Consider the following 13,309-nt stretch of genomic DNA (forward strand, 5'->3'; position numbering starts at 1 on the left):
AATTAATGAGAGTGTCTTGGAAGGTTGTCTTGATTTATGACTCGCATATATAAAGTTGCAGGTTCCAAACAACCGCCAGTAGATAATTGCCCCACCATGTTGCGATACATTTCTTGCCAAGGTGTTTGAGAGGCAGAGACCGTCGGTTTCCATTCACGGCGGCGTTGTTCTAACTCTTCGTCAGAAATGAGTACGTTGACGGAGCGTTTATTGAGATCAATGCGTAAACGGTCATTGGTCTTTAATAAAGCAATTCCACCGCCTACCGCCGCTTCGGGTGACATATTTAAAATAGAAGGGCTAGCAGATGTTCCGCTTTGACGGCCATCTCCTAAGCAAGGCAGTGAATCGATGCCTTTTTTAATTAACTCCGCTGGAGGAGCCATATTGACGACTTCTGCGCTGCCCGGATAGCCAACAGTGCCAGCACCACGGATGACCAAAATACAATGTTCATCAATGTTTAAAGCAGGATCATTTATTCGTGCATGGTAGTCTTCGGGGCCTTCAAAAACAATTGCACGTGCTTCAAAGCTATTTTCACTATTTGGGTCAGATAAATAGGTTTTCTTAAATGCTTCACCGACGACAGACATTTTCATAATGGCACTGTCAAAGAAATTGCCGCTAAGCACGATAAAACCTGCACCATGTTTCAATGGTTGTTCATAAGGGAAGATGACATCTGCATTTGAGGTTTTTGCATTTTTAGCAATTTCCCCAATTGTTTTACCGCTGACTGATGCACAGTCTTCATGTAAAACACCTGCTTTTTGTAATTCATGCAAAACAGCAGGAACACCACCCGCACGGTGGAAACCTTCACCCAAATATTTGCCCGCCGGCATACAGTTCACAATCAGCGGAATACTTTCTCCAACACGTTGCCAGTCTTCTAAACTCAGCTCAATCCCCATATGACGGGCAATTGCAATGAGGTGAGGAGGGCAATTACTTGATGCCCCTAATGCTGAAGCTACCGCGATGGCATTTTCAAATGATTGTTTGTTCATGATTTTAGAAGGGCGTAAATCTTCTAAAACCATTTCACAAATTCTTTTGCCTGTCATATAGGCCATTTGCCCACGTTCACGATACGGCGCTGGAATACTTGCACATGTCGGTAAAGACATGCCTAAAGCTTCTGCCAAGGCATTCATAGAAAGTGCAGTGCCCATGGTGTTGCAATGCCCGACCGAAGGCGATGCTGAAGTGGTCATTTCCATGAATCCTTCATAGTCAATCTCACCCGTGGCAAGTAAATTTCTCGCATGCCAAAGCACAGTACCAGAACCGATTAACTCACCTTTAAAATGACCATCTAGCATTGGTCCACCAGACAACACTATGGCTGGTATATCTGTTGTTGCGGCAGCCATTAAACAAGCAGGTGTAGTTTTGTCACAACCTGTGGTTAGCACCACACCATCAAGCGGATAACCATGTAATATTTCAACTAAGCCTAAGTAAGCTAAATTTCTATCAAGTGCAGCAGTAGGGCGACGGGTTTGTTCTGCAATCGGGTGAACGGGGAATTCCATGGGAATACCGCCCGCATCTCGAATACCTGCTTTAACGCGTTCAGCAAGTTCTTTGTGATGACGGTTACATGGAGTTAAATCACTGCCAGTTTGTGCAATACCAATAATCGGGCGACCTGATTGTAGCTCGGCACGGGTCAGGCCATAATTCATATAACGCTCAACATAGAGTGCTGTCATGTCGGCATGTTCAGGATCATCAAACCATTCTTGGCTACGTAAAAAAATCCGTTTATTTTGATCATTCATTTTTTGATCCTTTTACTCATACTTTTTGAAATTTAGTTTATTCACGAGATGAATCTTACAATTCAGCCGATCGATAATACGTGAAAACTATAGTAATTCACGTTGCTTTAAATTACGCATCAAAGCATTTATTCCAAAATTCCACGGCGTTGCTTTGTCGCTGGTCATAACCGTGTTGTATAAAGTACCAAGTTTAGGTGAATGAATACGGACCACATCTCCGACTTTATGGGTAAAGCCAGCCCCAGCTTGCTCACGATCTTGAGTAGGTGCAAACAAAGTTCCCAAAAACAGAACAAAACCGTCTGGATATTGATGATTTTCATTCAAGGTTTGTTGAATTAAATCTTCCGGATCACGGCTAATTTGAGACATAGAACTTACACCATTGAGCACAAAATTATCTGTACCTTCAATTTTCAGTTCAACATCACAAGCACGAATGTCATTTAAAGTAAAAGTATGATCAAAAAGGCGAATAAACGGTCCGATTGCACAAGATGCATTGTTATCTTTGGCTTTACTCAACAGTAAGGCGCTACGGCCTTCAAAGTCCCGTAAATTCACATCGTTTCCTAAAGTTGCGCCTAAAATTTTACCGTGGCTATTTGCAACCAATACAACTTCTGGTTCCGGATTATTCCATTCAGATTTCGGGTGAATACCAATATTTTGACCAGTTCCCACAGCCGCTAAAACAGGTGCTTTAGTAAAAATTTCAGCGTCAGTACCAATGCCCACCTCAAGATATTGAGACCACATTTTTTGTTCAATTAAATATTCTTTGAGTTGAAGGGCTTTTTCCGAGCCGGGTTCGATTGTTTTTAAATTATCACCGATTACCCCTTGTACCACTTCACGGATCGATTGAGCTTTTTGTGCATCGCCACCCGCTTGTTCTTCAATTACACGCTCTAACATGCTTGCTGCAAAAGTAACACCAGCCGCTTTAATCACTTGTAAATCAATAGGGGCTAAAAAATATGCCTTGTTTGTATCTGGTTCAGCGACTGTGTTGGCAAATAACTCATCAATTGACCCAACTAATTTTCCTTCAATTTCAGACAAAGCTTTTAAAGGATCTGAACTTTCAAGCAACTGGGAAATCGTGTGAAACTTTTCTGAAATATCAAAAACCTGATCACCTTTTAAAAGAATCGGAGATGGGCCGGAAATTTGATTTGGAATCCACGCGCGACCAATTAAGCATCCTTGAGTTGCATCGTCTGGTAATGAGTTCTGGGAATTTAACGTAAAGTTCATTTAAAGCATCCTTCTTTTATTTGAAATCATGATATGTTTCTTATTTAATAAACACCAATCGTAATAATTTAATTATTAATAACGAATAGTTATCAAAAAGGATTTTTATAAATGGCGGATTTGACTTATACAAGCCTAAATAATTGGTTGAAATTCAAACATTTGGTTTTACTGGAAACTTTAGCACGAACCAATAATATGCATTTGGCAGCCGAGCAGATGAACTTAAGTCAGCCTGCGGTGAGTAAAATGCTAAAAGAAATTGAGAGCCTTCTCGGATTTCAAGTTTTTGAACGTCTGCCTCGCAATATGCCAGTAACAGCTTTGGGCGAGCAGGTGATTCGATATGCGCAGCGTGTTTTAAATGATGCAAAGCATTTTGTCGAAGACATAGAAATTTTACGGTTGGGTGGTCACGGTTTTTTAAAAGTAGGCGGTATCTTTGCCGCAACCGCTGTGGTGATTCCAAACTCAATTATTGAGATTAAGAAACAATGGCCACTACTTTCTATCGATGTTGTTGAGCAAACCAGTGACCATTTAATGGAAATGCTAAGTGAACATACTCTAGATTTAGCCGTAGGTCGTTTTACCGCGGTGACGCAAAGTCAATTTTTTGATTTCCAACCTTTGGGCCCGGAGCCGTTTTGTATAGTGGTAAATAATGCTCATCCCTGTGCCCATAAAAAGTTTTGTACATTAGAAGAATTATTAAATTGGCCATGGGTACTCTATCCGAAAGGCACGCCAATTCGAGAACGTATGGAAGGCGCATTTGCCAGAGCAAAAGTCAAAATTCCTTTAAATACGGTCAATACCATGTCGATGCAGACCTTTTTGCAGATCTTAAAAGGTGCACCTATGGTGGGAATGTTGCCCGAAGCGATGGTGATTGATCAGGTAAAAGAGGGGCAATTACAGATTTTAGAAACAGATCTAATTTTAGATGCGCAGGATTATGGAATTTTGACGCGCAAAGATGAACCAGTGTCTGATATTGCAGCAGCGTTTATTAATATCTTACTTAAAAATGCAAAACGTAAATAAAATATTCAGCCTCAATCCATAGTTGGGTTTGAGGCTTTAAAATCAAAAAGAAAAACCTGCTTTGTTTAGTAAATTTATAAACATAAAATTGATATTAAAAAGTTATCAATATTTAGAAATTATTCATTGGAAATTATTAAAAGGAGTCCTTATCGTTTAATTCACGACAATTACAAAAGTTTTTTAAGTGAATAAAAACTAGGAAAGGACCTCTATATGAATGTGCTAATCACTGGTGGAACAGGTTTTATTGGAAAACAAATCGCTAAAGAGATCTTAAAAACTGGCAGTTTGACTTTAGAGGACAATAAACCTGAGCCCATCGATAAAATTATTCTATTTGATGCATTTGCAGGCGATGATTTGCCGCAAGACCCGAGAATTGAAGTGATTGTCGGTGATATCACCGATAAAACTACAGTTGCTCATATTACAGAAAATATTGATGTAGTTTGGCATTTGGCCGCTGTGGTGAGCTCAGCAGCAGAAGCCGATTTTGATTTAGGTATGGATGTTAATTTATATGGACTCTTAAATTTATTAGAAGAATTAAGGAAGAAACAAACTACGCCTCGAGTCATTTTTGCTAGTGGCTGTGCTGTATTTGGTGGTCAATTACCAGAAGTTGTGACAGATGAGACAGTGGTTACACCAAAGTCTTCTTACGGCATGCAAAAAGCAGTAGGAGAATTACTTGTTTCAGATTATTCACGTAAAGGCTTTATTGATGGCCGTGTTTTAAGACTACCAACTATTGTGGTTCGTCCCGGTAAACCTAATAAAGCTGCCTCGACATTTTTTAGCTCAATCATCCGTGAACCGTTAAAAGGCGAAACGGCTGTTTGCCCCGTACCTTCAGATACTCCAGTCTTTGTTACTTCACCGCGACGTTGTGTTGAATCAATGATTAAAGCAGCGTCACTTTCGTCAGATGTACTTCAAGATAACCGAATTATTCCTCTACCGGGATTAACAGTCACGGTTAAAGAAATGCTTGAGGCACTTGAAAAAGTTGCAGGTAAACAAGCAACTGATTTGGTGCAATGGCAAGAAGACAAAACCATTCAACGTATTGTTAAAAGTTGGCCTGTTCAGGTGAAAGCTGAATATGCCGAATCTTTAGGTTTCCAAGCAGATGAAAATTTTGAAAGCGTGATTCAAGCACATATAGAAGATACCCAAAATTAATGGCAGTGATCGCCACTTAATGTGAGAGTTATTATGGAAGATATCAAAAATGTAACTGCTCTCGAAGAGCAGACAATTAAACGTATTTCGAATCGAATTATCCCGTTTCTCATTATTCTATTCATTATGGCATTTTTAGACAGAACCAATATTGGTTTTGCTGCCCTACACATGAATGATGCACTTGGAATTACTCAAACCATTTTTGGTCTAGGTGCGGGTGTATTTTTTCTAGGTTATTTTATTGCAGAAGTTCCAAGTAATATCTTACTTCATCGTTTTGGAGCACGAATCTGGATTGCCCGAATCATGATTACTTGGGGCATTATTGCTGGACTTATGGGCTTTATTCATAGTGGCACTCAATTTATCGTTTTACGGTTTTTACTCGGTATTGCAGAAGCGGGTTTCTTTCCGGGCGTTATCTTTTATTTAACCTTGTGGTTTCCTGCAAAATATCGTGCCCGTGTTTTTGCAACGTTTTATCTTGGATTACCAATTGCTCAAATTATTGGAGCGCCAATTTCAGTCGGTCTCATGCAATGGGGTAATACGATTGACTATGAAGGTTGGCGTTTGATGTATGTGCTAGAAGGGATTCCTTCCATTATTTTAGGATTAATCTGTCTAAAATATTTAACCAATAACCCAAAAGAAGCAGAGTGGTTAACAGCTGAGCAGCGTCAATGGTTAATGACTACATTAGAGCGCGAAGAAAGAGAAAAAGCGCAATCTGCCGATGCTGCTTTAACAAAAGGTGAACTCATTAAACAAGTGTTTAAAAACCCTTTAGTGTGGATTATGGCAGTTGTGTACTTTGGAATTACCTCTGGTTCAAATGCGATGTTCTTCTTCTTACCAAGTGTTTTAGAGTCATTCCGTAACACATTTGGTATGCAAATTAGCCTTATTCAAAATGGCTTACTTACCGCAATTCCATATGCATTTGCAGCTGTTGGTATGGTTTTATGGAGCCGTCGTTCTGACCGTAAACAAGAGCGTTACAAACACGGTGCTTGTGCTGCACTTATGGCGGCTTTCGCAATTGCGATTGCTCTTATTGTGAATCAACCATGGGCAATTATTGTAGGCTTTATTCTTCTTGCGATTGGTGTATTTAGCGCGATTAATATTTTCTGGACCATTCCTGGGCAAACTCTAACGGGTGTTGGTGCCGCAGCAGGAATTGGATTAATTAACTCGGTGGGTAATTTAAGTGGTTTTACTGGTCCATATTTAACCGGATATTTATATACCACCACAGGCACCTATACAGTGGCATTCCTTGCGATTGCTGGCTTTGTAGCGATGGGCGGCTTAGGACTACTGCTATTAGCAAAGTTAAAATCGAATAGCTTAAAAGTAGAACAACAGCAACTTAAAGTTCGAACAGCTGCGGAGATGAAATAATGGCGACCATCGGGTTTGTGGGTACAGGCATTATGGGCATGCCGATGGCTATGAATTTATTCAAGGCAGGTCATCAAGTTAAGGTCTGGAATAGAACTTCCTCTAAAGCAGATAGCTTAAAAGAGGCGGGAGCCTATGTTTGCTCTGACCTTGAACAAGTTGGAAAAGATGTAGAGTTTCTGATTTGTATGCTTAGCGACGGAAAAACCTGTGATGAAATTCTATTTAAAGAGCACGGTGCAGTTTCAGAGTTAAAACCTGAAAGCACGGTTATTGTCATGAGTTCGATACCGGTTGAAGTTGCAAAAACACAAAGTGAAAAGTGTAAAGAAAGAGGACTTAGATACTTAGATGCTCCTGTGTCCGGTGGAGAAAAAGGTGCCCAAAATGCAAGTCTTGCTATTATGGTAGGCGGTGATGCTAAAACATTTTCACAAGCTGAAACTATTTTAACTGCAATGGGCCGACCAATTTTAGTGGGCGGGGCTGGCTGCGGAATGCTTGCAAAACTTGTAAATCAAATGATTGTAGCCACCACCATTGCAACAGTAAGCGAAGGTTTATTGCTTGCCAGTAAAGCTGGCGCCGATCCTATTAAGCTAAAACAGGCACTCACGGGAGGCTTTGCCGACTCCCCAATTTTACAGCAGCATGGTGAACGTATGCTAAATCGAGATTTTAAACCGGGAGGCACTGCTCGAAACCAGCATAAAGATATTCATACAGCCGTTAACTATGCCAAATCGCTTGAGCTGAATTTACCTATTGCCCAACAGGTCAGTCAATTATTTGAAAATATGCTTGTTGCCGGAGACGGTGAGTTAGACCATTCTGGTTTAATTCGTGAACTTGAGCGAATGAATCATATTTAATCATGTTTAAATATCTTAATAGGTAATTGATTGATGCAGCAGAACTATTGCTGCATCAATCACTACAGCTTTACAACAAATTAGGATACTAAAAGTAAGCTGACAAACCCAAATCCCTCCAATAAAAAACTTGCTATTTAATCTATATGGATTATTATTTTTCTTTTAAAGATGAACGCCCTTAAACAAAATAGTTAGAAATTTTTGAATTCATCTTTGATTGTTTGACTTACTTATAAGGCCAATATATTAAATTTTGGTTTATTTGTTATGTCTATGCCCTTAAGGAATTTAATTTTAACTGAATTGTGGAATCTAATGAGTAAACAGCAGACTAAAGAAAAATTGATAGAAGCAGCAATCATTCTTTTTTCACAAAATAATATTGAAACGCTATCAGTGCAAAAAATTAATGAGACCGCAGGCGTAGCAAACAAGTCGGCACTTTATTATCACTTTAAGTCTAAATGGGGCTTAGTAGAAGCGGCCTTAGATCATGTTATGCAGCCATATATGGCTGACAGCCTTGAATTACTAAATGCTATTCCTTCAGATAACGTACAGGTTTCTGATGTGGTAGATGCATTAATGAAGCCAATGGTAAAAATACTTTTACAGGATAATGGAATTCATTACTTAAAGTTTTTCTCTAAGACCATTAGTGCCGGAGATGAAGGACGAGTTATTGTTGCGAAAACCTTAGTGCCGATTGCAAATAAAGCTGTAGCTTTATTAAAACAGGCTTTACCTGATGCTGATTCTAATGCGATTTCACTTAAAGTTCTTTTTACTTTTAATATCATTTTAAATGTGATTAGTGATATTGGGCTTGAGCATTTTTGGCCAACAGATGTTAAGGACCATAGATTATTAGGAAAATATTTAAAAGACTATATTGAAGGGGGAATTCGTTTTAAAGCTGAACATTTTTATAAATAAAGAAAGAAGTTCGTCTAATTTCACAAAGATAAATTTAGAGTGTCTCATTTATCATTTTTAGAGTATCTGCATATTCACTATGCCTCAAAACAATATGTTTTATTACTTATCATTTTGATATTAAAAATAATTTTATTGACTTGACGGAAGAGAATAATTTTCTTGATTGGTGATAAAAATAGCTTGATATTTAATCTATTTGGATTATTATTTTAATCTAAATGGATTAGATCTTAAAATTTAAGGTTCAAAATATAACAAGGGAAACCAAAGGATGAAGTTTTTATAATTTGGTCAAAATGGAAAAAAGAATTATGGAAAAGATTAATCGATTAAAGATTGCAATATTATTGACTGTTGTTGGTTCAGTGAGTTTAAGTGCATGTAATGACAGCGATGATCCCACTCAGGTAAATAATCCAACCACCCCAGAAACTGAGTTAACAGATTGCATGTGGCAAGATTCTGTGACAAGTAAACAGCATACGGGTGAAGATCCTTTAAACTATGCTTTTCCCGACTCTAACGTGACATATTGGTCATCAGAATTTACTGTACCTGAGGGTGCAAAAGTGATGATTGATGGTGATTATCCTTATTCAAGACACTTTTCATTGGTGAGCTATACTGCTAAAGGTGAGCGGGTTAACTCATTATTAGACGCTACTATTTTGCCTAACCAAGGTTCAGTTAACCCGTTTGTAGTCGGCAATAACCGTCTAGGTAAAAACCGTGCTTACTCAGCGCAATTACAATTGGGAGACCTACCAAATAGTCCTTTAAGTAATACTTTGTATGCGCCTAAAACAGCAGACGGTAAAGTTGCTATTTTGTACCGTGTCTATGTACCCAATAAAAATATGGATATTAAAGGTAATGTAAGTTTTCCGCGTTTTAAAGTACAACTAGCAAACGGTGACATTAAGAAAGGGCAAGACGTTTGTAATACTTTACAGGTAAAAAAAGCACCGATTGAACGTATATCAACAATGCCATTAAAAGTTACTTTGGATGCTTTTAACCAAAACAGATATGAGGGTTTTCCTGCACAACAAGAGCCAAAATGGTACAAAGCCTTTAGTGCTTTAGACAGTTTCAAATGTATTTATAAATTTGATCCGATTACCAAGCAGCCGATCGATAAATGTGAAGGTTTAACGGTAACGCCTAAACTTGGTTATTGGGCAACTCCGGATAATGAATATGTCTATGCTGCGGTAAGCCGTAAATTAGGTAAAGTCATAGAACTTCGAGGTAAGCTTCCAAACACAGAGAAAACATTTAATAACGATGCATTTGTTCAAAAAACTGATGTCCGTTATTGGTCAATTTGTACTAACGAAGTGATTACCACTGCAACAAATTATTGTCTTTATGATGAAAATATTCAAAAAGTAGATAAAGACGGTTTCTATACCATTGTTGCGTCTTTACCAGAAGATCGACCAGCAAATGCCCGAGAAGAGTGTGGCGTGTATTTTCTTGAGCTAAGCCCGCGTGGTTCAGGCTATACAGCCGAAGATGGTAAAGCTTTTGGTCACACAGACTTTGGCTTATTTATTATGCGTAATTTATTACCGAATAATGATTTTGCTTACGCCGTTCAAAAAGTGAAAGCACCAGGCGAAGAAAAAGCAGTCATGGGCGACTATTTACCAGATATTCGTTACACCTCGAAAGACGCTTTTGAAACAAAAGGATGTTCTTAAAATATTGGTTCAAACTAAACCAGTCTTTTGATGAAAGATTGGTTTTTTGTTAGCTCAATAAGAAAATTTAATTCAATAAAAAGACTCCCAAATATGATGGGATACAACGTATATAGAACATAAATAAGGAAATTTTATGAAACTTAACGTACTCACTACTTCATTATTATGCGCTTTATCTTTCAATACATTTGCAGCAACTAAAGTAGAAAAAGCAGTTATTGATTCAAATGCTTCTTATAGTAGTAAATACAATCTCCAAAATGCCGATGAGTTTAATAACGCCGCAAGAGGTTTTATTGCTAAACCCAGTGGGCAAATAAAGAATGAGCAAGGAGATGTGATTTGGGATTTTGATGCATTTAATTTTATTAAAGATCAGGCCCCTGATACTGTAAATCCGATTCTTTGGCGGCAGGCTAAATTAAATAATAATGTGGGTTTGTTTAAAGTTGCAGACCGTGTTTGGCAAGTTCGCGGTTTTGATCTGGCAAACATGACCATTATTCAGGGGAAAAGCGGTTGGATTATTGTTGACACTTTAACGTCAAAAGAAACTGCCGAAGCTGCTATTAAATTTGCAAGGCAGCATCTAGGTGACCAAAAAATCTCAGCGATTATTTTCACACATAGCCATGTTGACCATTTTGGGGGAGCGCTAGGTGTTATCTCTACCGAAAAATTAAAGCAAAAGAAAATACCGATTATTGCACCCGAAGGCTTTATGGAAGAAGCGACCAGCGAGAATATTATGGCTGGCCCGGCAATGACTCGGCGAGCAACCTATATGTATGGAACATATTTGCCTAAAAATACCGAAGGTTTAGTAGATAATGGTTTAGGTAAGGCTGTAGCAGTCGGACAAATCGGGATTTTAGAACCCAATCAGTTAATTACCCAGAAAGAACAAAAATTGAATATTGATGGGTTAGATTTCGTATTTTATAACGTTCCGAGTTCTGAAGCTCCTTCAGAATTAACCTTTTCAATTCCCTCACTGAAACTGTATAACGGTGCAGAGATCCTTTCTCATACTTTGCATAATCTCTACACATTACGAGGTGCTAAAGTCCGTGATACGTTAAAATGGGTCAGTTATTTAAGTCAGGCTTTAGAGCAAACTCAAAATTCAGAAGTTTTTATTGCTCAGCATCATTGGCCTGTTTGGGGTAATCAAAATATTCAAGATTTTATTAAAACACAAAGAGATGTCTATAAATTCATTCACGACCAAACAGTTCGTTATATGAATTCTGGTTTAAATGGTGCTGAAATTGCAGAAAAAATTAAACTGCCACCAGAGTTAGATCAAAAGCTATATGCGCACGGCTATTATGGCACCTTAAAACATAATGCGAAGGCTGTATATCAATATTATATGGGCTGGTTTGACGCCAACCCTTCAAATTTAGACCCATTACCGCCTAAAGATGCGGCAAAGAAATATATTGAATTGGCGGGAGGAGAAGCGAATGCCTTAAAGAATGCTCAGGAAGCCTATAACAAAGCTGAATATAGATGGGCAGCAGAAGTTTTAAAGTATGTGGTATTTAATAATCCGGCAAATTCTCAAGCAAAAGATTTATTAGCAAAAACCTATCGACAATTAGGTTATTCAGCAGAAGCGGCAACTTGGCGTAATTTCTATTTATCAGGTGCTCAAGAATTACAAGGCTTTACTCCACTTAAGAGTACGTCTGGTCGTTTAGGTTTACTGATTCATACGCCTACTGAAAGATTTCTTGAGGCTATGGCAACCAATCTGGATGTTGAAAATTTAAAAAATGAAAATCAATGTATGAACTTGGTCCTGACCGATACACAAGAAAATTTTTCATTGCGGATTGAAAACTCCGTAATGATCTTTGATAAATATGAGAATGATCGCTTACCAACAAACTGCCCAACGTTAAAGCTGACTAAACTTTTATATTTGCAGTTAATTACCGGTGGGGCCGATGCTTCAAAAGTCTTAGTTTCTAAAGACAGTGAAGTAAAAGGAAATCCCTTAAAAATTGGTAAGTTCTTCTCTTTATTTAAAAAGTCTAACAATGGTTTTCCAATTGTGACTCGACCAAAGAGTTGAAAATATTGGCAGCTCTTGCACTGAGAAAATCATCAGGTGCTGCATGAGTAAGCCTTAAGCTTAGCAGTTCAAATTGCTCATAATCTGTAATAGTTGCATTTTGCACCATGCTATTTGATGTTCATCGGACTTTTGACGGTCCCAATATAAATTCATTTGGTATCCGTCTATATGAATAGGGAGCGGATGTATCTTAAGTTGAGGATAATCCTCTTTAAAATAAGCAATTTGACGTTGAGGAATAGTGAGTAAATGATCCGTTTGGGTAATCAGCTTAATCGCGGTTTCATATTGTTGGCAGCGGAAACTTATTGTTCTTTTAATACCTTGTTTAGACAAGAAAAAATCTTCAAATACACGACCTGTAGGGCGAGAGGAAACGGTAATGTGTTTAGCCTCTAAATAGATTTCTTTTGTTAGTTCCGCTGACGATAATAAAGGGTGCTGGTTACGGCTTATGACTACAAATTTATCTTTAGAAAAGCATTCGTAATTAATGCTTTCTTCGACAGAATGTTCAACATCAATCGCAAAATCGATTTTTCCTGTTGAAAGCTCATGTCTTAAATTCTTACGGTCAATACGTACACTGTTTAGCTGCAAATTAGGGTTAAATTGGGTTAAGTGTTGAATTATATAAGGTAAATAAATCCATTCATATTCATCATTCATAGCAATGGTGAGATGAGTCAAATCACGTGCGGGCTGAAAGTCATGTGTGCTTTGAATTGCTTGCTGCATAAGTTGCAATGACTGTTCAATTGTAGGCCACAAACGTTTAGCTAACGGTGAGGGAACAACGCCATGTCCATCTCGAATAAATAGTGGGTCATTAAAATGATCGCGTAAACGAGCCAAAGCATGACTAACAGCAGGTTGACTAAGAAAAAGTTGTTCACTCGCCCGTGTTAGATTTTTTTCTTTATAAATTGCAACAAATACACGAAATAAATTGAGATCAATACGAGCAAGAGAGGCAATATTATTATTCATTTCATTCATAGT

General features: G+C 38.1%; 10 protein-coding genes. 7 read left to right on the plus strand and 3 right to left on the minus strand.

Features of this window, described 5'->3' with window-relative positions; translation table 11 throughout:
- Positions 1-2 precede the first annotated feature (2 nt).
- Both POD11_RS15085 and POD11_RS15090 read right to left on the minus strand, forming a co-directional pair.
- On the minus strand, positions 3-1,790 hold the full coding sequence (locus POD11_RS15085; protein WP_224991961.1) for an IlvD/Edd family dehydratase: 1,788 nt from the start codon (positions 1,788-1,790) through the stop codon (positions 3-5).
- Positions 1,791-1,877: 87 nt separating this feature from the next.
- Positions 1,878-3,053 carry a fumarylacetoacetate hydrolase family protein gene (locus tag POD11_RS15090; protein ID WP_262446807.1) on the minus strand — a complete coding sequence of 392 codons (1,176 nt, stop codon included), beginning with the start codon at positions 3,051-3,053 and terminating at the stop codon, positions 1,878-1,880.
- A 111-nt stretch (positions 3,054-3,164) separates the two neighbouring features.
- Between POD11_RS15090 and POD11_RS15095 the strand changes: the two genes are divergently transcribed.
- From POD11_RS15095 to POD11_RS15125, 7 genes are all read left to right on the plus strand, one after another.
- The gene (locus POD11_RS15095; RefSeq protein WP_224991959.1) at positions 3,165-4,100 is read left to right on the plus strand and encodes a LysR family transcriptional regulator; all 936 of its coding nucleotides are present in this window, start codon (positions 3,165-3,167) and stop codon (positions 4,098-4,100) included.
- 216 nt (positions 4,101-4,316) lie between these two features.
- On the plus strand, positions 4,317-5,288 hold the full coding sequence (denD, locus tag POD11_RS15100; RefSeq protein ID WP_262457744.1) for a D-erythronate dehydrogenase: 972 nt from the start codon (positions 4,317-4,319) through the stop codon (positions 5,286-5,288).
- 33 nt (positions 5,289-5,321) lie between these two features.
- Positions 5,322-6,698 (plus strand): MFS transporter, encoded by a 1,377-nt coding sequence (locus POD11_RS15105; RefSeq protein ID WP_262457745.1) that lies wholly within the window; start codon positions 5,322-5,324, stop codon positions 6,696-6,698.
- Positions 6,698-7,570: an NAD(P)-dependent oxidoreductase gene (locus tag POD11_RS15110; RefSeq protein WP_262457746.1), complete on the plus strand. Its 873-nt coding sequence runs from the start codon at positions 6,698-6,700 to the stop codon at positions 7,568-7,570. Before POD11_RS15105 ends, POD11_RS15110 begins: the two co-directional genes overlap by 1 nt.
- Positions 7,571-7,888: 318 nt before the next feature.
- Positions 7,889-8,509 carry a TetR/AcrR family transcriptional regulator gene (locus POD11_RS15115; protein ID WP_016140946.1) on the plus strand — a complete coding sequence of 207 codons (621 nt, stop codon included), beginning with the start codon at positions 7,889-7,891 and terminating at the stop codon, positions 8,507-8,509.
- A 314-nt stretch (positions 8,510-8,823) separates the two neighbouring features.
- A complete protein-coding gene (locus POD11_RS15120; RefSeq protein ID WP_262457748.1) occupies positions 8,824-10,218 on the plus strand; it encodes a hypothetical protein in 1,395 nt (464 codons plus the stop codon).
- A gap of 136 nt (positions 10,219-10,354) precedes the next feature.
- Positions 10,355-12,304, plus strand: coding sequence for an alkyl/aryl-sulfatase (locus POD11_RS15125; RefSeq protein WP_262457749.1), 1,950 nt, complete (start codon positions 10,355-10,357; stop codon positions 12,302-12,304).
- 60 nt (positions 12,305-12,364) lie between these two features.
- Here the strand turns inward: POD11_RS15125 and POD11_RS15130 are convergent, their stop codons facing one another.
- Complete coding sequence (locus POD11_RS15130; RefSeq protein WP_262457750.1) at positions 12,365-13,306, minus strand: LysR family transcriptional regulator; 942 nt, start codon at positions 13,304-13,306, stop codon at positions 12,365-12,367.
- Positions 13,307-13,309 lie beyond the last annotated feature (3 nt).

Origin of the sequence: Acinetobacter sp. P1(2023) (genome assembly GCF_028367635.1) — a bacterium.
Taxonomy (GTDB): Bacteria; Pseudomonadota; Gammaproteobacteria; order Pseudomonadales; family Moraxellaceae; genus Acinetobacter; species Acinetobacter pittii_E.